20 protein-coding genes and 1 tRNA gene are annotated in these 20,927 nt (G+C 66.3%); 5 read left to right on the top strand and 16 right to left on the bottom strand.

The genetic code is table 11. From position 1 onward, the window contains the following. Positions 1-77: 77 nt before the first annotated feature. On the top strand, positions 78-896 hold the full coding sequence (locus J2T23_RS17115; protein WP_307361931.1) for a ParA family protein: 819 nt from the start codon (positions 78-80) through the stop codon (positions 894-896). Positions 897-962: 66 nt separating this feature from the next. On the opposite strand, the gene J2T23_RS17110 is transcribed toward J2T23_RS17115, so the two are convergent. The 5 genes from J2T23_RS17110 to gcvH all read right to left on the bottom strand — a co-directional run bounded on the left by J2T23_RS17110 (position 963) and on the right by gcvH (position 4,052). Further along, a complete protein-coding gene (locus J2T23_RS17110) occupies positions 963-1,556 on the bottom strand; it encodes a MerR family transcriptional regulator (RefSeq protein WP_018763528.1) in 594 nt (197 codons plus the stop codon). 232 nt (positions 1,557-1,788) lie between these two features. Continuing rightward, positions 1,789-2,292, bottom strand: coding sequence for a bifunctional nuclease family protein (locus J2T23_RS17105; RefSeq protein ID WP_056331728.1), 504 nt, complete (start codon positions 2,290-2,292; stop codon positions 1,789-1,791). Further along, entirely contained in the window at positions 2,292-3,008 is a 717-nt protein-coding gene (gene ftsR, locus J2T23_RS17100) for a transcriptional regulator FtsR (protein WP_141160874.1), read from the bottom strand. Before ftsR ends, J2T23_RS17105 begins: the two co-directional genes overlap by 1 nt. Before the next feature lie 23 nt (positions 3,009-3,031). Then, the gene (locus tag J2T23_RS17095) at positions 3,032-3,508 is read right to left on the bottom strand and encodes an FHA domain-containing protein (protein ID WP_141181219.1); all 477 of its coding nucleotides are present in this window, start codon (positions 3,506-3,508) and stop codon (positions 3,032-3,034) included. Positions 3,509-3,665: 157 nt separating this feature from the next. Then, positions 3,666-4,052 (bottom strand): glycine cleavage system protein GcvH, encoded by a 387-nt coding sequence (gcvH, locus tag J2T23_RS17090; protein ID WP_141160876.1) that lies wholly within the window; start codon positions 4,050-4,052, stop codon positions 3,666-3,668. 167 nt (positions 4,053-4,219) lie between these two features. Here gcvH and J2T23_RS17085 point away from each other — a divergent pair, with 167 nt between their 5' ends. Together J2T23_RS17085 and J2T23_RS17080 are read left to right on the top strand one after the other, a co-directional pair. Beyond that, positions 4,220-5,089 carry an Fpg/Nei family DNA glycosylase gene (locus tag J2T23_RS17085; protein WP_141160877.1) on the top strand — a complete coding sequence of 290 codons (870 nt, stop codon included), beginning with the start codon at positions 4,220-4,222 and terminating at the stop codon, positions 5,087-5,089. Between the two features lie 95 nt (positions 5,090-5,184). Further along, positions 5,185-6,792, top strand: coding sequence for a polysaccharide deacetylase family protein (locus J2T23_RS17080; protein ID WP_307361926.1), 1,608 nt, complete (start codon positions 5,185-5,187; stop codon positions 6,790-6,792). Between the two features lie 49 nt (positions 6,793-6,841). On the opposite strand, the gene J2T23_RS17075 is transcribed toward J2T23_RS17080, so the two are convergent. From J2T23_RS17075 to J2T23_RS17030, 10 genes are all read right to left on the bottom strand, one after another. Beyond that, positions 6,842-6,918, bottom strand: a tRNA-Pro gene (locus tag J2T23_RS17075). A 136-nt stretch (positions 6,919-7,054) separates the two neighbouring features. Continuing rightward, entirely contained in the window at positions 7,055-8,602 is a 1,548-nt protein-coding gene (gene der, locus J2T23_RS17070) for a ribosome biogenesis GTPase Der (protein WP_141160902.1), read from the bottom strand. Positions 8,603-8,619: 17 nt separating this feature from the next. Continuing rightward, the gene (locus J2T23_RS17065; protein WP_141183328.1) at positions 8,620-9,273 is read right to left on the bottom strand and encodes a lysophospholipid acyltransferase family protein; all 654 of its coding nucleotides are present in this window, start codon (positions 9,271-9,273) and stop codon (positions 8,620-8,622) included. A gap of 49 nt (positions 9,274-9,322) precedes the next feature. Next, positions 9,323-10,036: a (d)CMP kinase gene (gene cmk / locus J2T23_RS17060; protein WP_141160903.1), complete on the bottom strand. Its 714-nt coding sequence runs from the start codon at positions 10,034-10,036 to the stop codon at positions 9,323-9,325. Beyond that, positions 10,036-11,145 carry a prephenate dehydrogenase gene (locus J2T23_RS17055; protein ID WP_141181218.1) on the bottom strand — a complete coding sequence of 370 codons (1,110 nt, stop codon included), beginning with the start codon at positions 11,143-11,145 and terminating at the stop codon, positions 10,036-10,038. The genes cmk and J2T23_RS17055 overlap by 1 nt, the downstream gene beginning before the upstream one ends. A 3-nt stretch (positions 11,146-11,148) precedes the next feature. Further along, positions 11,149-12,357, bottom strand: coding sequence for a pseudouridine synthase (locus tag J2T23_RS17050; RefSeq protein ID WP_307361921.1), 1,209 nt, complete (start codon positions 12,355-12,357; stop codon positions 11,149-11,151). Between the two features lie 126 nt (positions 12,358-12,483). Then, positions 12,484-13,155, bottom strand: a complete 672-nt coding sequence (scpB, locus tag J2T23_RS17045; RefSeq protein WP_141181216.1) for an SMC-Scp complex subunit ScpB — start codon at positions 13,153-13,155, stop codon at positions 12,484-12,486. After that, positions 13,152-13,967 (bottom strand): segregation and condensation protein A, encoded by an 816-nt coding sequence (locus J2T23_RS17040; RefSeq protein WP_307361917.1) that lies wholly within the window; start codon positions 13,965-13,967, stop codon positions 13,152-13,154. The genes scpB and J2T23_RS17040 overlap by 4 nt, the downstream gene beginning before the upstream one ends. A 7-nt stretch (positions 13,968-13,974) precedes the next feature. Further along, positions 13,975-14,874, bottom strand: coding sequence for a ParA family protein (locus tag J2T23_RS17035; protein ID WP_307361914.1), 900 nt, complete (start codon positions 14,872-14,874; stop codon positions 13,975-13,977). Positions 14,875-15,104: 230 nt separating this feature from the next. Next, positions 15,105-16,448, bottom strand: a complete 1,344-nt coding sequence (locus J2T23_RS17030) for a cation:dicarboxylate symporter family transporter (RefSeq protein ID WP_141160908.1) — start codon at positions 16,446-16,448, stop codon at positions 15,105-15,107. A gap of 158 nt (positions 16,449-16,606) precedes the next feature. Here J2T23_RS17030 and J2T23_RS17025 point away from each other — a divergent pair, with 158 nt between their 5' ends. Together J2T23_RS17025 and J2T23_RS17020 are read left to right on the top strand one after the other, a co-directional pair. After that, on the top strand, positions 16,607-18,241 hold the full coding sequence (locus J2T23_RS17025) for a sensor histidine kinase (RefSeq protein ID WP_307361910.1): 1,635 nt from the start codon (positions 16,607-16,609) through the stop codon (positions 18,239-18,241). Then, positions 18,238-18,951, top strand: a complete 714-nt coding sequence (locus J2T23_RS17020; RefSeq protein ID WP_307361907.1) for a response regulator — start codon at positions 18,238-18,240, stop codon at positions 18,949-18,951. The genes J2T23_RS17025 and J2T23_RS17020 overlap by 4 nt, the downstream gene beginning before the upstream one ends. A 33-nt stretch (positions 18,952-18,984) precedes the next feature. On the opposite strand, the gene J2T23_RS17015 is transcribed toward J2T23_RS17020, so the two are convergent. Then, positions 18,985-20,886, bottom strand: a complete 1,902-nt coding sequence (locus J2T23_RS17015) for a propionyl-CoA synthetase (RefSeq protein WP_307361904.1) — start codon at positions 20,884-20,886, stop codon at positions 18,985-18,987. Positions 20,887-20,927: the final 41 nt, after the last annotated feature.

The raw sequence follows: 20,927 nt of genomic DNA, 5'->3' as shown, positions 1-20,927 counted from the left end.
GGACCGTCCGGCTTCGGCTCTGCCGAGGCAAACATTACCCCCAACACGGCATCCGGCGTTAGGTTTTGGTCTCTCAAGTGCAAGTAGTCAGCATCAGCAGCCTCAAGGGTGGAGTCGGCAAGACTTCCGTCACCACAGGATTGGCGTCTGCGGCGCTGGCCGCAGGAGTCCGCACGCTGGTGGTGGACCTCGATCCGCACGCCGATGCCACCACGGCCCTCGGCGTCCAGCCAGGCGACCAGCTGGATATCGGCAGAATGCTGAAGAGCCCGCGCCGGGCCAGGCTGGCCGAGAATGTAGTGCGCAGCAGCTGGGCCGACCGTGCCACGTCCAACGGTTCCGGACCTGCCGTCCTCGACGTCGCCGTCGGCTCTGCCTACACCGGAATCTATGACCGTCCGGACCTGGGCCGCCGCGATCTCCGCCGGCTGTCCTCCGTACTCGCCGGCGCAAACGATTACCAGCTTGTCCTGGTGGACTGCCCTCCCTCGCTCAACGGCCTGACCCGCATGGCTTGGGCAGCGAGTGACAAGGTTGCCCTGGTCGCCGAGCCCGGCCTGTTCTCGGTGGCCGGTACCGAACGGACCATGCGAGCCATCCAGCTGTTCAAACAGGAGTTCGCGCCCAACCTTTCACCCGCAGGAATCGTGGCCAACAGGGTCCGGAGCGGTTCCTCGGAACACACCTACCGGCTGGCGGAGATGGAGTCGATGTTCGGCGAACTCCTGCTCAGCCCGCGAATTCCCGAGCAGGCCAACTGGCAGCAGATCCAGGGCGCCGCCCACCCCGTGCACAACTGGCCCGGCGATTCGGCCAAGTCCGCAGCCGCCCTGTTCGATGACCTGCTGTCCAACCTGATGGCTGCAGGATCCGGGCTGCGCAGCCGCGCCCGCTAGGAACACGTCCAACGAGTAAGGGCCACCCTCCATCAGGAGGGTGGCCCTTACTTCCTGTACTCTGTGTCAGCTGATTTTCCGCGCTGCCCGCCGCTTGCTCAGTTCGTCGTCCGGAAAGGACTGCTCGGCGGCGTGCTCACTGGGCAGCGAGGCAAGGCTTCCTTCGACCTCGCGCCATACACGTCCTACGGCGATGCCGAAGACGCCCTGGCCGCCTTGAACCAGGTCAATGACCTCGTCAGCTGAGGTGCATTCGTAGACGCTGGCACCGTCGCTCATGAGCGTGATCTGGGCCAGGTCCTCAACTCCACGTTCCCGCAGGTGTTCCACGGCGGTGCGGATCTGCTGCAGGGAGACACCGGTGTCCAGGAGCCGTTTGACCACCTTGAGCACCAGGATGTCGCGGAACCCGTAAAGCCGCTGGGACCCCGATCCTGCTGCGCCGCGGACAGCAGGCTCGACCAGGCCGGTGCGCGCCCAGTAGTCGAGCTGGCGGTAGGTGATACCGGCGGCCTTGCAGGCGGTGGGACCCCGGTAGCCGGCGTCCTCATCCAGTACCGGCAGGTCTTCGGTGAACAGGAGGCCCTGTGCACCGCTCACGGGCACAGCAACACCGGCCGTGGGCTGTTTAAGCCCGCCTGCTTCGCCTTTGGGACTCACCTGGATCCTCCTTGTCGTACGCTCCCCCGGAACTGGCACAGCAGCCGTGGCAGTAAGGCCATGGGTGTAATTTCTCCGCGGGGCGCACTTTCCAGTGTGACTTGCGCGGCTGCCGTAAGCAAGGGAACTTGATACGTCGACGTTATGCCCGGCGGGCCCCGAGGTCAAAGACCTCGGCGCTTAGAAGAGGCGTGTCGAAACTTTCAGCCTCAACTTAAACCTTAACGTGACCTTAGCCGTCGAAATCCTCGGGTTCGACGTCATCCAGGAATTCCCGGAAACGCCGCAGTTCACGCTCCTCATCGACGGTGGGACCCGGCTCGGCGTCTTCGCCCTCATCGTGCTCCGTAATGCGCACCCCGGCCTCGTCCATCACGGAATCGGCGCACCAGATCCGGCACTTGGCCCGCAAGGCAACCGCCAGCGCATCCGAGGCGCGGGAACTCACCGTGGTGCCATTTTCAAACTGCAGCTGGCCATAGAAGATGTTGTCCTCCACGGCGACGATGTTGACGCTGACCACGGAGTGGCCCAGCGACTCCACGACGTCCACGAGGAGGTCATGGGTCATGGGCCTGGGCGGCACCACGCCCTGCTGGGCCAGGGCGATGGCACTGGCTTCCGGTGTGCCAATCCAGATCGGGACGTGGCGTTCGCCATGCATCTCCTTGAGCAGGACCAGGGGCTGGTTGGAAGGCAGTTCAATGCGAACGCCAACAATCTCGACTTCGATCATCAGATGTCCATGCGTGAGATATGGTCCTGCACCAGGGCCCGGTGCAAGGTGAGGCAAAGATCGCTGATCTCGCGCGCCGCCTCAGCCGCGCGTGCCTGTGATGCCGAGTCCTTGCGGGAGGCTAGGGGTGCGACAGCACGCTCCACCAGGCCGAATTCCCGTTCGGCTGCCGCCTGGAAGGGCCTGAGGTGACGGGGTTCCAGTCCGTGGCTTTCCAGCTGGACGCAGGCGCGGGCAACCTGCAGGGCATGCTCGTCAAACTGGCCGTTGCTGTGGCTGATGAGGCCGAAGCTCAGGAGCGACTGCAGCAGGGGGACGCTGGCACCGGACTCGGCGCGAAGCTGCTCCTCGCTCAGTTTGCGGCCCCGGTTCTGCAGTTCGGCAGCCAGTTCATCGGAAACAATGCGGGGGGAAACCACGACGCCGGGCGGGAGGTTCTCCGGCCGCTCGCCCCTGTCGATGGCGTCAAGGTAGTCCTTGATGACCTTCAGGGGCAGGTACTGGTCCCGCTGCAGGGCCAGCACGAAGCGCAGCCGCTCCACATCGCCGTCGGAGTACTGACGGTAGCCCGCAGGGGTGCGGCGGGGGTTGATCAGTCCCTTTTCCTCAAGGAACCTGATCTTCGACGCGGTCATGCCGGGGAAGTCGGCGCTCAACTGGGCGAGGACCTCACCAATGTTCAGGACCTGGGGGCCCCGGCGTTCCGGTTGTGCCATTGCCACAGGCAGCGGTCCCCGGTTCAGCTGCGGCCTGCAGCCGTGGCAGGGCTCAGATAGAAGGTGAGGCGGAACTTGCCGATCTGGACTTCGCTGCCGGACTTCAGTTCCACGCTGTCCACGCGGTCGTGGTTGACGTAGGTGCCGTTGAGGCTGTTCTTGTCCACCACTTCGAAGCTGCGGGCGGTGCGCCGGAACTCCACGTGGCGCCGCGATACCGTGACGTCATCCAGGAAGATGTCCGCATCCGGGTGGCGGCCCGCAGTAGTGACATCCGAATCCAGCAGGAACCGGGCACCGGCGTTGGGGCCGCTGTGGGCCACCAGCAGCGCCGAGCCGGCAGGCAGGGCCTCCACCGAGTTGCGCTCGTCAGAGGAGAGCCTCGGGGTGATGGTGGGTTCGTCAGTGACGGGGGTGAGGTGGATCGAGGTGGTCTCCGACGCCCTAGCCGCACCCGTGCCGTAATCCCCATCGGCAGGGTTGTGTCTGTGGCCAGCCATGGATTCCTCCTCTTAGACGTTGCGGGCATGGAACCTGCAACTAACGGTTAGTCTCCGGCCCTGCCCGGCAGGTCCGGCACCGGCTCCCGATCCGGGCTCTGACGTGCGGAGACGCCGTGCCCGCGACGCGGGGCCGGACCGGAAATACCGGTTAGCTTTAGCCTACCTGTTGTTCGTACTCGGATGCACTGAGCAGGGACTCAACGGCGTCAGCTTCGGCCAGTTTGATCTCGATGAGCCAGCCATCACCGTAGGGATCGCTGTTGATCAGGGCCGAATCGCTGTCCAGGGACTCGTTGCGGGCCACAACTTCACCGGAAACCGGGGCGTAGATGTCGCTGACGCTCTTGGTGGACTCGACCTCGCCCACCACTTCGTTTGCCGTAATCTTCGTGCCAACCTCTGGCATCTGGGCGTAGACGACATCCCCAAGGGCGTCCTGGGCAAAATCGGTGATTCCCACGCGGACCACGCCGTCGGCATTCGGGGAGGTGACCCACTCGTGTTCGGCGGTGTAGGACAGGTCTTCGGGAATGTTGCTCATGGGAGGCCTTTCATCGGTGTACGCGCCTATGTCACAAGGGGCCCGGAAATCGGGCCGCCGCTGAAAGTATAGGCACATCTGCCAGGGCCGGCACCGGCGTTTCTGACAAGATGGGAGCCATGAGCGCAAGCACCGGTGCAGCATCCTTGGGACAGTGCAGGTAGGCCATGCCGGAACTGCCTGAAGTCGCCGGCCTCGCCGGGTTCCTTGACGAACAGCTGCGGGGCTGCGTGGTCACCAAACTGCAGGTCGTCTCCTTCGCCGTGCTCAAGACGGCGGATCCGCCCTTCGACGCCCTTGAAGGGCGCACGGTCTCCGGCGTCCGGCGCTTTGGGAAGTTCATCAGCATCGATACCGGCGGCATTTCCCTGGTGTTCCACCTGGCGCGCGCGGGCTGGGTGCGCTTCACCGACTCCCCCGCCGACAGCCAGCTCCGAATGGGCAAGGGCCTCATCGCAGTCCGGTGCGCGTTCTCAGGGCCCAACGGACCGCGCGGCCTGGATCTGACGGAGGCGGGGACCAAGAAGAGCCTGGCCGTCTACGTGGTGCGTGATCCGCAGGAGGTACCGGGTATCGCCTCGCTGGGTCCCGATCCTTTTACGGAAGCGTTCGACGCCGACATGCTGGCAGAGATCCTGGGCGGCAGTTCCCAGCAGATCAAGGGACTCCTGCGCAGCCAGAGCGTGATTGCGGGAATTGGCAACGCCTACAGCGACGAGATCCTTCACGCCGCCCGGATCTCACCGTTCGCCATCGCGAAGTCACTCGACCGGGAGAGCGTGCAGGTGCTGTACGAAGCCATCCACAGCGTCCTGGGCGAAGCCCTCAAGGAGGCTGCGGGCAAGCCGCCCAAGGATCTCAAGGACGTCAAACGAAGCCACATGCGGGTGCACGCCAGGGCCGGCCAGCCCTGCCCCGTGTGCGGCGACACTGTCCGGGAGGTGTCGTTCGCGGACACCGCACTGCAGTACTGCCCCACCTGCCAGACCAAGGGGAAGATCCTGGCTGACCGGAGGACGTCGAAGTTCCTGAAGTAGGAAGATTCGGGACTTCCGGTCCTGCCCGGGCACGCCCCCCGGGCGTAGCGTCTTGATCAAGGCTCGCAAGTCTCGGTCAACACGAAGGGGCAACCATGCGCAGGTCTCGACCCGCCGTCCTCGGAATGGCCTTGGCCATCGCCCTCGGCGGTGCCCTCGGGGATGCGGCCCTGGGCCAGCCGGCGGCCAGTGCGTCAGCGGCAGCCTCGCAACCAGGCGTTCCGGCGTCTATGGCGGTCCTGCAGGTTGGCGACGACGCCATCATCCAGCACTATGAGCAGCTCGGCGGGGGCGCATCGTTCCTCGGCACGCCTGTCGGCAGCCCGTACGATATCGCTGGGGGCCGCGCCCAGAGATATACAGGCGGCACGATCTACTGGAGCCCCGGCACCGGAGCCCACGAAATACACGGCTCAATCGGCGGACACTACGCAGAACTCGGCGGCCCAGCCGGCTTCCTCGGCTTCCCCCGCACCGACGAAACCGGAACCCCCGGCGCCGCCGGCCGCTACAACAACTTCGCCGGCGGGTCCATCTACTGGAGCCCCGCCACCGGAGCCCACGAAATACACGGCTCAATCGGCGGACACTACGCAGAACTCGGCGGCCCAGCCGGCTTCCTCGGCTTCCCCGTCACGGACGAGACCGGAACCCCCGGCGCCGCCGGCCGCTACAACAACTTCGCCGGCGGGTCCATCTACTGGAGCCCCGCCACCGGAGCCCACGAAATACACGGCTCAATCGGCGGACACTACGCAGAACTCGGCGGCCCAGCCGGCTTCCTCGGCTTCCCCGTCACGGACGAGACCGGAACCCCCGACGGCGTTGGCAGGTTCAATCACTTCGCCGGGGGCTCGATCTTCTGGAGCCCCGCCACCGGAGCCCATGAGGTGCATGGAGCCATCCGGGGGCAGTGGGCGGCCCTGGGTTGGGAGCACAGCAGGCTCGGCTACCCGACCAGCGACGAGTACGGCATCACGGGCGGACGCCGCAGCGACTTCCAGCACGGTTCGATCCTGTGGCACCAGGCCAGCAGCAGGATTGAGGTCATCCATGCCACTATCCCTGCGGCACTCCTGGGCGTGGACCTCGAGCGCATTCCGACTACGCAGAAGGTTGTCGCGCTCACCTTCGACGCCGGCGCCAACGACGCCGGCCTCCGATCGATCCTTGCCACCCTCGCAGCCAACGGCGTCCCCGGCACGTTCTTCCTCACGGGAGACTGGGTCAGCCAGTTCCCCTCCGACCCGGCGCTTATCTACAACGCGGGAAACAGGATCGGCAACCACTCCATGACCCATCCGGACTTCACCACCTTGACCGACGCCCGGATCGCAGCCCAGATCAGCAGCGCGCAGGGGACCATCGAAGCCGCTGGAGGTGACCCGCTTCCGTTCTTCCGCTTCCCGTTCGGTGCCCGCAATTCCGGCACGATCGCGGCCGTTAACGCCGACGGCTACGCAGCGATCCGATGGACAGTTGACACCCTCGGCTGGCAAGGCACGATGAACGGAACGCGCGGCCCGGACTTTATCGTCCAGCGCGTCATGGCTTCAGCGCAGCCCGGTGAGATCGTCCTGATGCACCTCGGCTCCAACCCGGATGACGGCTCAACGCTCGACGCCGCGGCCCTCCCCCAGCTGATCTCCCAACTCCGGGCTGCAGGCTACGGCTTCGTCACCCTGGACGCCGCCCTCGGCTGACCAAAAAAGCGGAAAGCGCCGGAGAAATTCTCCGGCGCTTTCCGCTTTCTGGTCGGGCTGACAGGATTTGAACCTGCGACCCCTTGACCCCCAGTCAAGTGCGCTACCAAGCTGCGCTACAGCCCGCTGGTTCCGCCGTTCTCCGCTGAACCCAACCCGAAGGTTTTCATCAGCAGTCCGGCCGAACCACCTAGAAGAGCTTACACGATCCGAAGGGGTGCCAGTGACACTTTCCGGTGATCAGCCCCAAGGTGTGTCGCAATTAACGCTTGCGGCCACGCTTCTCGCGGACGCGCATGCTTACCTCGATCGGCGTGCCCTCGAAACCGAAGGTCTCCCGCAGGCGGCGGGTGATGAAGCGGCGGTAGCCCGGGTCCAGGAATCCGGTGGTGAAGAGCACGAACTTCGGCGGGCGGCTGGAGGCCTGGGTGCCGAAGAGGATGCGGGGCTGCTTGCCGCCGCGGACCGGGTGGGGGTGGGCGGCAACGAGCTCACCCAGGAAGGCGTTGAGGCGGCCGGTGGGAATGCGCCGGTCCCAGTTCTCCAGGGCAAGGTCCAGGGCCGGGACCAAGCGGTCCTTGTGCCACCCCGTCTTTGCGGAGATGTTGACCCGCGGCGCCCAGTCAACATGTGCCAGGTCCTGTTCGATCTCGCGTTCCAGGTAGCGGCGGCGTTCGTCGTCCAGGAGGTCCCACTTGTTGAAGGCCAGGACGAGGGCGCGGCCGGATTCGATAGCCAGCTGGAGGATGCGGACGTCCTGTTCACTGAGGACCTCGTCGACGGCAAGGAGCACGACGGCGACTTCCGCCTTCTCGAGCGCGGCCTGCGTCCGGAGGGAGGCGTAGTAGTCCGCGCCCTGCGCCATGTGCTGGCGGCGGCGGATTCCGGCGGTGTCCACGAAGCGCCAGGTGCGGCCGCCGAGCTCGATGAATTCGTCCACGGGGTCGCGGGTGGTGCCGGCGGTGTTGTCCACCACCACGCGTTCGGATCCGGCGAGCTTGTTCAGCAGCGAGGACTTGCCCACGTTCGGGCGGCCGATCAGTGCGATACGCCGCGGACCGCCGGAGCGTTCCACGCCTTCAACGGTGGAGAACTCGGGCAGGACATCCATAACGTGGTCCAGGAGGTCGGCCACGCCGCGGCCGTGCAGGGCGGACACCGGGTAGGGCTCGCCGAAGCCAAGGCCCCAGAGTGCTGCGCTGTCGGCTTCCTGGGCAAAGTCGTCCACTTTGTTGGCCACCATGATGACCGGCTTCTTGCTCCGGCGCAGCATCTTCATGACGCCTTCGTCCGTGGCGGTGGCGCCGACAGCGGAGTCCACCACGAACAGCACGGCGTCAGCGAGTTCCACTGCCATCTCGGCCTGCTCCGCGACCCTGGCGTGAATGCCGCGGGCGTCGTGTTCCCATCCCCCGGTGTCCACCAGGGTGAAGTTGCGTCCGTTCCAGTTCGCGGAGTACATCACGCGGTCGCGGGTGACGCCGGGGGTATCCTCAACCACTGCTTCGCGGCGGCCCAGGATGCGGTTCACCAGCGTGGACTTGCCCACGTTGGGACGGCCGATGATGGCGAGGACAGGGTCCAGCTTGAGGGGGCCTTCGAGGTCCTCGTCGCCGTACTCACCGCTCAGCAGGGCGGCGTCGTCCTCGTCCAGCTCGTAGTCCTCCAGCCCGGCCCGGAGGGAGGCGGCGCGGAGCTCGGCCTCGTCGTCTCCAATCGCCGCCAGGCGCTCTGCAACCTGGTCGGTTCCGGTGGGCGTGTATTCGTCGTCGGCGCCGGAGTGCCCGGTAGCCTGGGTGGTGTCGCTCATTGCACTGTCCTTAGGGGTCATCTGCCGGCGTCCCCGGCTACTGCTGTCAAGTCTTGGTCTCCAGCGGACGGCAAGGGCTGCCCGCTGAGTTGAATGGTGTCCTGGACGTGCCCAGCCAGCGCTGCACGGATGTCCTGCGCGGCCCTGTCCATTGAAGCACGGCCGGTTTCGCCGGCGCGGCGGGCCAGGGTAAGGGCCGCTCCGAAGCTGACGTGGAAGCGGCGCCCGGGCCGTGGAACGAAGTCAAGGTGCTCATCGCCCTGCCGGGTGCCCAGGATGGCGACCGGCACCACGGGGGCCCCGGAATTCAAGGCCAGCCACGCCACTCCACCGTTGATGTCCGAGGCTGCGCCGCTCCCCCGCGTACCTTCCGGGAGAATCCCAACGCAACGCCCGGCGTCGAGCACGTCCTTGCAGCGCTGCAGCGCGGCACGGTCGCCGCGGCGGTCCACGGGCAGCTGCCCGGAAGCGGTGAGCACCCGGCCGAGCAAACCCTTGAACATCTCCTGCTTCACGAGGATGTGCATGGGCCGCGGCGCGGCGCCGAACATCACCGGCCCGTCAAGGAAGCTGATGTGGTTGCCCGCGAAGATCACCGGCCCGCCCGTGGGCACGTTGGTCCTGCCGGTCACCGTGGTCCGGTAGACCAGATGATCCAGGATCCATCCCACCGGCCTGCTCCACGCCATGGTCAGCCCGGACGGCAGGCCGGTGCCGGCGTCAGTCACGGTTGAGGACCTTGGTGACAATCACGAGGGCTGCATCCACGGTCTGTTCGAAGTCCAGGTCCGAGGAGTCCAGAGTCACGACGCCGGAGGCAGCCTGGGTGAAGTTCACTACGGTGGAGTCCTTGGCGTCCCGGTGCGTGACCTGGGCAGCCAGCTGCTCGGCGTCCTGCGTCCCGCCCAGCTGGAGGCCGCGCCGGCGAAGCCGGGCTTCCTCGCTGGCGGTGAGGAGCATGCGCACCTCGGCCCCGGGCGCGACGACGGTGGTGATGTCCCTGCCTTCCACCACCATCCGGCGGTGGTGCTTTTCGATCAGGTCCCGCTGCCGCCGGATCAGTTCTGTCCGTGCGCCGAGGGTGGTGGCGACCGCACTGACGGCGGCCGAGATGGCCGGCTCCCGGATGGCGTCCGTGACGTCTACGCCCCCCACCCGGACATATTCCTCCAGCGGGCTGGTGCTCAGTTCAAGCACAAAGTCCCTGGATGCCTGCTCCACGGCAGCACCGTCCTCGAGGTCGATGCCTTCAGTGACGCAGTACCAGGTCAGGGCCCGGTACATCGCACCGGTGTCCAGGTAGGCCAGCCGGAGCCTGCGGGCAACTTCCTTGCTCACGCTCGATTTTCCGGAGCCGGACGGCCCGTCGATGGCCACCACCAGCGGGCGGCCGATGCGCAGGGCGCGCATGGATTCGAGGAGTTCCTGTGTCATTACTGAAGTACCCGCCATCCGCGGTCGTTAAGGGCTTCGATCAAATGGTCGTGCTTGTTCGGCAACACGGAGATTTCCACCATACCTACGTTTTGGCCCGACGAGTGGTCCAGCCGCATGTCCTCCAGGTTGACGCCGATCTCGCCGATTTCGGTAAGCAGCTGTGCGATCTGGCCGGGCTTGTCATCCACCAGGACGGTGAGCCACGCGTAGGCCTGCGGGGGCCCGCCGTGTTTCCCGGGGATCCGCGCCTGTCCGGCGTTCCCCTCGCTGATGAGCTGGGCGAGGTCCAGCCTGGCGCCGGGCGCGGCAGGATTCTCCAACGTGCCGATCAGCCGGTTCAGGTCGTCCCGGACATCGTAGAGGATCTCCACCACCTTGGCCGCGTTGCCGCCGAGGATCTGGACCCACAAGGTGGGGTCGCTGGCTGCGATCCTCGTGACGTCGCGCAGGCCGTTGCCCGCCAGGGACAGTGCGTGCAGCGGAGTTCCCTGCAGCCGGCTGGCCAGCAGCGAGGACATGACCTGGGGCAGGTGCGAGACCAGCGCCACAGCTTCATCGTGCTCGTCGGCGGTGAACTGCGAGACGACAGCCCCGAGGTCGGAGGCGAGCGATCGGGCCACCTGCAACGCGTGGCCGGAGGTTTCTTCCGAGGGGCAGAGCACCCACGGCATGGACGTGAACAGCTCGCCGCGTGCAGCTACCGGGCCGGACTTTTCGCGTCCTGCCATGGGATGCGTCCCTACGTAGCGGGACAGGTCGACGCCGGATTCCCGCAGCCGGGCCAGGATGTCCGCCTTCACACTGGCGATATCGATGACCACGGCATCCGGGTAGCTGGACAGCGCGGCAAGGACGACGCCGGCCGTGACGTCCGGCGGAGCGGCCACCACCACCAGCTGCGGCGACGCGTCGCCCAGTTCCGGCAGCGGGCGGCCGGCACCGATGTCCACGGCCACCGCCTGGTTGGTGGGCGACGGGTCCGACAGGAACACGGGTACGCCACGCCCCCGCAGGCCCAGCCCAATGCTGGTGCCCAGCAGCCCGGTGCCGATGACCACCACCGGGCCATCCAGATGGCCGCGGCCCTGGCTTTTGAACGCGGACATGCCTTAGAGCCCTACGGATGCCAGCAGGTGGCCGACTTCCTGCTTGCCAAGGTTGCGGATGCTGCCCTGTCGCTGGTCGCCGAGCCCGATGGGGCCCACCTTGACGCGGACCAGCCGCTGGACCGGGAAGCCAACAGCGTCGAACAGGCGCCGGACAATGCGGTTCTTGCCGGAGTGGAGCACAACCTCAATCAGCACGTGGCCCGGGGTGGAGTCCACCAGGCGGAAGGAGTCAACGGAAGCGAACCCGTCCTCCAGTTCGACGCCGGCCTTCAGCTGGGCGCCGACGCCCTGCGGGAACGGCCCACGCACCTGTACCAGATAGGTCTTGGGTACCTCATAGGAAGGGTGGGTCAGCCGGTTGGCGAGTTCGCCGTCGTTGGTCAGCAGCAGCAGGCCTTCGGTGGCGACGTCGAGCCGGCCAACGTGGAAGAGGCGTTCGCCGGTATTCTTGTTGTTCTTCAGGAAGTCGCTGATGCAGGGCCGGCCTTCGGGGTCCTCCATGGTGGACACCACGCCCTTGGGCTTGTTGAACACCATGTAGACCAGGTTTTCGTCCAGCTGGATCCGCAGCCCGTCAACGTGGATGACGGCAGTCTTGGGGTCCACGCGGACACCGAGTTCGGTGACTACCTGGCCGTCGACTTCGACCCGGCCCTCGGCGATCATCTCCTCGCAGACGCGCCGGGAGGCAACCCCTGCGGAGGCCATCACCTTCTGGAGGCGGACGCCGTCGGCATCGTGGAGTTCAGACTGGGGAACGTTGCCCCGGGGGCCTTTCTTCCGGACGGGCTTTCGGACCGGACCCAGGTTCTGGCCGAAGCGTTCGCTGCCGAAGGCACGTGAGGCGGCTGCACCGGGTGCGCCGGTACGTGGCTTGGGCTTGGGGGCACCCGGCGTGCCGGGAGCCTTCTTGGCACCGGGCTTGCGGGCAGCCGGCTTGCGCGACGACGGCTTGGCGCCCCGGGCAGCCTCAGCTCCGCGTCCCTGCTGGTCCCCTGCCAGGTCGGGATCGATGAATCGCTCTTCGCGCGGCTTGGGCGCACGGTGTGAGCGGTCCCCACCGAATCCTGCGGCACGTTTGCCTGCTCCGCCGCGGGAGCCCCCGCTGAAGCTGCCGCCCTGTGCCGGGTTGCGCTGGGAACTGTTGCGTTCGTTCCCGCCGCGTCCCGAACTGTTACGTGGTGAACCCTGGCGTCCCGCCTGTGTCATGACCCGTCCTTCAATATGTTTTGGCCGGCTGAGATGTCCAAAAACAACCTTAGCCAGCCGCGCAGACTTCGTCTGCCCTGATAAATAACCCTTGCTGGATGGATGGTGCGGGCAGGGGTGTCCTGCCTACATCGTCCCGGCGTCGTAGAACTCTGCGATCCCGTCGAGCCCCGGAAGGTGCGGCGACAGGTTGGGCAGGTCCTCCACTGAACTGATCCCCATCCGTTCGAGGAAATACGAGGTAGTCCGGTAGAGGATTGCGCCGGACTCGGGATCCGTTCCCGCGTCCTCGACCAGCCCCCGTTGGGCCAGCGTTCGTACGACAGAGTCAACATTGACCCCGCGAATTGCAGACACGCGCGCCCGGGAAACGGGCTGGCGGTACGCGATGACTGCCAGTGTTTCCAATGCCGCCTGGGTAAGCCTGGCAGTCTGCCCCTCAAGCACGTACTTGCCCACAATGTCGGCAAATTCCGCGCGGGAGTAGATGCGCCAGCCACCGGCGATGTTCCGCAATTCAAAACCCCGGGGACTGGATCCGATACCAGCGCTGCTGGCACTCTCCACCTCCGGGGCTTTAACAGTATAGCCGTTATACTCGCGTTCCAGTTCTGCCAGCAGGGAGCGGACCGCGTGGACCGTCAGCCCTACTCCCGCCGCCAGCTCCTCCTCAGTGGCCGGCTCGTCCAGAACCATGAGGACCGCTTCCAGGGCAGCCTTGGCCCCGCCGGGAAGGTGGGCGAAGTCCGGCCCGTGGCCGGTGGCGTCCTGCTGCGGCGTGTCCTGTGACGGGTTCACAGTTGCTCCTCGAATTCTTCGCTTAGGTTTTCCGCCGACCAGTCCGGGCGGTCGGCCGTCCAGTGGACGGCGAGGTCCGCCAGCGGGGACAGCTGGTCGAATGAGACGGCCCGGTCCCGGAACAGTTCCAGGAGTGCCAGGAACCTGGCCACGACCACCAGGGTAGAACCGGCATCGGCAATCAGCGAGCGGAAGGTCAGCGGCGACTCCTCCCGCAGCCTGCGGCCCAGCACTTCGGCCTGTTCTTTGACGCTGACGTTGCTGCCGTGGAGGTGGCCGAGCGCTACCTGCGGTGGCTGCGCAGGCGACTTGGGCCTCAGGGCCGCCTCGGCCAGGGCAGCGAATTGGTGGGGTGTGTGCTTCCAGACGAGTTCGGGAAGCATGGCCGCAAAATGCTCTTCGAGGGCCACCTGGCGTGGAAAACGGCGCCCTTCCTGGTCCAGGGTTTCGCCCAGGATTCCCGCCACCTGCTTGAAGGCCTTGTACTGGAGCAACCGGGCAAAGAGCAGGTCCCTGGCCTCCAGCAGGGCGATGTCCTCGTCGTCCTCGACTTCACCTGCCGGGAGAAGCCGAGCCGCCTTGAGGTCGAGGAGGGTAGCGGCTATCACCAGGAACTCGCTTGCCTCGTCCAGGGCCCATTCTTCACGGAGCTGCTGCAGCTTGCGGATGTACTTGATGAACTCGTCCGTAACCGTGGCGATGGCTACTTCGGTGATGTCCAGCTGGTGCTTGGCAATCAGTCCCAGGAGGAGGTCGAACGGACCCGTGAAGTTGGCCAGCCGGACCTCGAAGCCGGGCTTGGATTCGGCCACGGCGTGCTTAGGGTGCGCCGCCGCGGGAGATCAGCTCCTTGGCGAGCCGGCGGTAGGCGTCGGCACCCACGTGGTTTCCGGCATAGCTGGTGATGGGCTCGGCAGCCACGGTGGCATCGGCAAACTTGATGGAGCGCTTGATCACGGTTTCGAAGACCTTGTCGCCGAACGCCTCCACCAGCCGGGTGATCACTTCGCGGCTGTGCAGGGTCCGGGCGTCGTACATGGTGGCCAGCACGCCGTCCACCTGAAGCCGGGGGTTCAGCCGGTCCTGCACCTTGTCGATCGTTTCCACGAGGAGTGCAACGGCACGCAGTGCGAAGAACTCGCAGATGAGCGGAATGATGACGCCGTGGGCCGCCGTGAGCGCGTTGACGGTCAGGAGCCCCAGGGAAGGCTGGCAGTCGATAAGCACGACGTCGTAGTCGTCTTCGACCTTCTTCAGCGCACGGTCCAGGACCTGTTCGCGCGCCACCTCATTGACCAGCTGCACCTCTGCCGCGGAAAGGTCGATGTTGGCCGGCAGCAGGTCGACGTTTTCGACACCGGTCTGGTGGATGGCGTCGCGGATATCCACCTTGCGGTCCATCAGGACGTTGTAAACGGTGAGGTCAAGCTCATGCGGGTTGACGCCGAGGCCCGCGGACAACGCGCCCTGGGGGTCGAAGTCCACCAGCAGGACACGGCGGCCGTACTCGGCGAGCGCGGCGGCCAGGTTGATGGTGGAGGTCGTCTTCCCGACGCCGCCCTTCTGGTTAACCATGGCGATGACGCGGGCCGGACCGTGGGAGGGCAGCGGCGCAGGTTCCGGGAACTCGCGGTATGGGCGTCCAGTGGGGCCCATCACTGCGTTTTCCAGGTCGAATTCCGTGCCCTCCAGAGTTACTGAACCCTGTTCGCTGCTCACGTATCTGTCCACACTTTCGATGACGGTGATTTCCTGCCGCTGGCGTACCAGCGCCGTTCGTTCTGCTCCCTAGGCTACAGCGCCCGACACGGTATTTGACGGAGCTTGACTTTCCGCGAATGTTGAGCCTTGACCCTCTAGCTGAGGTCGAAGGTTCGTCGCGGGGACAACGTAAAACCGCCCCCGCAGCGTGGCTGCGGGGGCGGTTCCGTGTCGTTGAGCGGCTGGGGCTACGCCTTGGCGGCTTCCCGTGCGCCCTCTTCCTTGGGTGCCATCCCGCCGTGGCCGGCGATCATGGTCTGCTCGTCGAAGGGAACCTCGCCAGAGAGGACGCGGGCAACCTGGCCGCCGTCGATCTCCTTGACCCAGGTGCCCACCAGGACGGTGGCCACGGCGTTGCCGGTGAAGTTGGTCAGTGCCCGTGCCTCGGACATAAAGCGGTCGATGCCGACGATGATGCCCACTCCCCCGAGCAGTTCGGGGCGGTGTGCCTGCAGGCCGGCTGCGAGGGTGGCCAGGCCGGCGCCGGTGACGCCTGCAGCCCCCTTGGAGGCGATGATCATGAAGACCAGCAGGGAGATCTGGGCACCGAGGTCCAGCGGGGTGCCCATGGCGTTGGCCACGAAAAGGGACGCCATGGTCAGGTAGATGGCGGTGCCGTCCAGGTTGAAGGAGTAGCCCGTGGGAACGGTGACGCCGACGACGGGCTTGGAGACGCCGAGGTGTTCCATCTTGGCAATCAGGCGGGGCAACGCCGCTTCGGAAGACGAGGTGGAGAAGATGATGAGGTATTCGCGGGCCAGGTACTTCATCAGCTTGAAGATGTTCACGCCGGCAACAACCTGCAGCAGGCCGCCCAGGATGACGACGATAAACAGCGCACAGGTGATGTAGAAGGCGATCATCAGGGTGAACATGCTCACGATGGCCTGGACGCCGGTGGCTCCGACGACGGCGGCGATGGCGCCGAAGGCGCCAACCGGGGCGAGCCACATGATCATGATCAGGATGCGGAAGACAAGGGCCTGGGCGTGGCCGATGGCCTTGAGGATGGGGGTGCCCTGGGCGCCCATCTTCTGCAGTGCGAAGCCCACCAGGATTGCGGCCAGCAGGGTGGGCAGCACCGGAATGTCGCTGGGAATGATGCCCATCAGGAAGTCCACGGTGCTGTCCGTGGCGGCCTTCTTGTTGGGATCGTAGGGCGTCAGCTTCAGGCCTTCACCCGGATGGATCAGGTTGCCCACCACCAGGCCGATGGCCAGCGCGAAGGTGGACATGATGATGAAGTAGCCCAGGGCGAGGCCGCCCACCTTGCCGACGGTGGCCGCCTTGGCGATGGAGCCGATGCCCAGGACGATGGTGCAGAAGATGACCGGCGCGATCATCATCTTGATGAGCTTGACGAAGCCGTCACCCAGGGGCTTGAGCGACTTGCCAACCTCCGGGAAGAGCAGGCCCACCACCGCGCCAAGGACGACGGCGGCGATGACGGCAATGTAGAGGTAGTGGGACTTGTCCAGTCCCTTGCGCCGCGGCGTCGCGGTCTCGAGCGACTCTCCTCGTTGAGAAGCCATGATGTGTCTCCTTGTGGATATTCTGATAGACGCTGCGGCGCAGTCTCTGGGCTCAACACGTCCGTACAATGTGATATCCATCATTGGGCACCCCGTGATCCAGCTCACCGTTGCGTTCATATTGGTCGCAGTAGTCCAGGGATTCAGATGGAGGCAGCATGATCCACCGCTGGAGTATCGCCCGCCGGCTCTTCCTGGCGAACCTGCTGATCGTCGTATCCTTCATTGCCATTGTGGGGACTGCGGCCTACGTGGATGCACGGGACCGTACGTATGACGAAGCGGGGCGCCGCATGGAAGGAGTGGCTGCCTCGATCGCAGCCAATCCCCTGGTGCTCCAGGCCGCTGCCACGCCGGACCCGTCCGCCCTGCTGCAGCCTTACGCCAAGGACGTCACCAGCGCTGCCCACATAGATTTCATCACCATCATGGCTCCGGACCGGACCCGCTGGACGCACCCCCGGGACGAGGAGCTGGGCCGGCCCTACATCGGCTCCATTGATGAAGCACTGCGCGGCCACACCTACACCGAAGTCACCGCCGGCACCCTTGGCCCTTCGGTCCGGACCATTGTTCCGGTCAAGGACGCGGCGGGAACGGTTAAGGCCCTGGTGGCGGCCGGGGTGACCGTCCGCAGCGTCGATGTTGCGTTCACCGGCCGCCTGCCGGTCCTGCTCGCCGTCGGCATTGCCTTGCTGGTGGGCGGATCCCTTGCGTCCTGGCTGCTGGGCAGGTACCTCCGCCGGGTGACGCGCGGCTGGGGGCCGGAGCAGCTGGCGCAGCTTTTCACCTATTACGAATCGGTCCTGCACTCGGTCCGCGAAGGGCTGATCCTTATCGATGCCAGGAAGCGCGTGGTGATGTACAACGACCAGGCTGCCGAACTCCTTGGCCTGGCCGACACCGGCAGTAACGATCCCACCCGGCCCCCGTCGCTGGCGGACCTCCCGCTGGACAGCGAACTGCGCGCCCTGTTTGATTCCGGGCGCACCACCAAGGACGAGATGGTGCTGACCGGTTCGCGCGTGCTGGTGGTGAACCAGGGGCCTGCCCGCGGCCCCGAATCCCCCGTTGCGCGCGGGAAGGTTCCGGTCTACGGGACGGTGGCCACCCTCAGGGACCGGACGGAGATCGAAGCCCTCGGGAACGAACTGCAGACCATGCGCACGCTGTCCGACGCGCTGCGGGCCCAGACCCACGAACACGCCAACCGGCTTCACACCATGGTCTCGCTCCTGGAACTTGGCCGGACCGGGGAAGCCCTCGATTTTGCCACCCGGGACCTGGCCTTGAGCCAGCAGCTGACGGACGACATGGTGAGCTCGATTGATGAACCGGTGGTGGGCGCACTGGTCATGGGCAAGGTGGCCGAGGCCCACGAGCGGGGCGTCCAGCTGGATGTCTCCACCCTCGGCTCCGGCGCGGCACCCGGGATTGCAGTGCAGGACCTGGTGACGATCCTGGGAAACCTGCTGGACAACGCCATCGATGCGGCCGCGGATGCGCCGCCGCCGCGGCGCGTGGTGCTGACGCTGGAGGCGGACGACGAGGGGCTGGACATCGCCGTGAACGATTCCGGGGCTCCCATCGACCCCGGGGATTCGGAAAAGATCTTCCGGCACGGATTCAGCACCAAGCCTGCAGGGGCTGGCGGCCGCGGCATTGGCCTGGCACTGGTCCGGCAGGCGGTACAGCGTTTGGGCGGTACGCTGGCCACTAACGGCCGGCGCGGCGCCAAGTTCGAAGTATTCCTGCCTGCAGCGGTGTCCGCGGAGAAGGAGCACAAACAGTGAGCAGCATCCGGGTCCTCGTCGTCGAAGACGAGGCCATCGCTTCGGCGGCCCACGCCGCCTACGTGGGCCGGCTGGACGGTTTTGAGCTGGCGGGCACCGCCCCGGACGGCCAGTCCGCACTGCGGCTCCTGAACGAATTCGTCGCGGCGGGCAAGCCGGTGGAACTGGTCCTGCTGGACATGAACCTGCCCGACCTGCATGGCCTGGACATCGCCCGGCGGATGCGGTCGGCGGGGATCCTGGCGGACATCATCGCCATCACCGCCGTGCGTGAGCTGGCAATTGTCCGCAGCGCCGTTGCCATCGGTGTGGTCCAGTACCTGATCAAGCCGTTCACGTTCGCCACGTTCTCCGACAAGCTGGAGAACTACCGCCAGTTCCGGCAGCAACTGGCGGATCCGGGCAGCGGTCCCGGCAAGGGCGGCGCCTCGCAAAGCGAAGTGGACCAGGCGTTCGCCAGCCTGCGGGCGCCGTCGGAACTTCCGCTCCCGAAGGGCCTTTCCACCTCGACCCTCGGCTCGGTCCAGGAGTTCCTCCGGGGCCAGCCCGACGCAGTGTCCGCCACCGAGGTCATGGATTCGCTGGGCATGTCCCGGGTGACGGCGCGGCGCTACCTGGAGTATCTGGCCGACGCCGGCACGGTTTCCCGGACCGCCCGCTACGGAACCCCGGGACGGCCGGAAAACGAGTACCGCTGGAACGCCCGCTGACGAATTGCAGGGCTGGATTTCCCGGCGGTGCCGTCAGCCGGCGTCCGTCCCGCCCCGGAGGGCGCCGATCAGCTGGTCAATGACGCCCGGATCCTCGATGGTGGAGGGCACCGTATATTCGTCGCCGTCGGCGATCTGGCGCATGGTCTTGCGCAGGATCTTTCCGGACCGGGTCTTAGGCAGCGCGTCCACCACCGTCACATGCTTGAAGTCCGCCACGGCACCGATGTCCCGCCGAACCAGTGCCACCAGGTCCTTGGCCAGGACGTCTTCGGGGATGTCGACCCCGGATTTGAGCACCACGTAGCCGCTGGGGCGCTGGCCCTTGAGGGGGTCGGCGAGCCCGATCACGGCGCACTCGGCGACGGCAGGGTGCTGGCCGATCACCTGTTCCATGGCGCCGGTGGACAGCCGGTGGCCGGCAACGTTGATGATGTCGTCGGTGCGGCCCATGACGAACAGGTACCCGTCCTCATCGCGGTAGCCGGAATCGCCTGTGGCGTAGCAGCCGTCGAAAGCCTGGAGGTAGGACGAGATGAAACGTTCGTCGTTTCCCCACAGGGTGGTCAGGGTGCCCGGCGGAAGGGGCAGCCCCAGCACGATGTTGCCTTCGATCCCCGGTTCGACTTCCCCGCCCCCGCCGTCAAGGACCTGCAGCCGGAACCCTGGCATCGGAACGGTCGGGGAACCAGCCTTGATGGGCAGCGGCTCCAGTCCACGCGGGTTGGCGCAAATGGCCCAGCCGGTCTCGGTTTGCCACCAATGGTCCACCACGGGCACGCCCAGGACCCGGGAGGCCCAGTGGAACGTGTCCGTGTCCAGCCGCTCGCCGGCGGCGAACAGCGTCCGCAGGCTGGAGACATCGTAGTTTCGCAGCAGCGATGCTTCAGGATCGGCCTTGCGGATGGCCCGCAGTGCCGTTGGTGCGGTGAACAGCACGTTGACCCGGTGGTCCTGCACCACGCGCCAGAACGCCCCGGCGTCGGGCGTGCCAACCGGCTTTCCTTCGTACATCACGGTGGTGGCCCCGGCCAGCAGCGGCCCATAGACGATGTAGGAATGCCCCACCACCCAGCCGACGTCCGACGCAGTCCACATGACGTCACCGGGGCCGATGTCGTAGATATTTTCCATGGTCCAGCGCAGGGCGACGGCGTGGCCGCCGTTGTCGCGAACCACCCCCTTGGGCGCGCCGGTGGTCCCGGAGGTGTACAGGATGTAGAGCGGGTCCGTGGCCTGCACGGCGACAGGGGCCACAGGCTCGGCCGAGTCCATGGCCGTGTCCCAGTCCAGCCAGCCGGCGTGGTCCGCAGCGGCCGACACGAAGCCGGCGCGTGCCTTGACCAGGACTGGGATGTCCGGCGCGCCGGCCAGCCCAAGGGCCTCGGCGACCGCCGGGAGGTACTCGATGCGCCGGGACGGTTCGATGCCGCCGGACGCGGTGACCACCGCAGCGGGCGCGGCATCGCGGATGCGCGCGGCAAGCTCCTTCGGTGCGAAGCCGCCAAAAACCACTGAGTGCACCGCACCAAGCCGGGCGGTGGCCAGCATGGCGATGGCAGCTTCCGGGATCATGGGCATGTAAATCACCACACGGTCTCCCTTGCCGACCCCGTGGCTCCGCAGCACGCCGGCAAAGCGTGCCACGAGGTCCGTCAGTTCCGCATACGTGTAGCGCTGCTGCGTTCCCAGCATGGCGGAGTCATGGATCAGGGCGTCCTGCCCTCCGCGGCCTTCTGCCACGTGCCGGTCCAGGGCGTTATAGCAGGTATTCAGGGCCCCGTCAGGGAACCAGCTGTACAGCGGCGCCCGGCTGGCGTCCAGGGCCCTGCCCGGCGGAGACGTCCAGGAGATTTTTTGCGCTGCCTCCAGCCAAAATTCTTCCGGCTGTTCGACACTGCGGCGGTAGCTGTCCCGGTAGCTGTTGGTGACCATGAGGTTATCCCGTCCACGACGTTGTGATGCTGCCCATGGTA

Source organism: Pseudarthrobacter niigatensis (assembly GCF_030812615.1).
GTDB classification, from domain to species: Bacteria; Actinomycetota; Actinomycetes; order Actinomycetales; family Micrococcaceae; genus Arthrobacter; species Arthrobacter niigatensis.
This window is presented reverse-complemented; position numbering and strand designations above follow the sequence as displayed.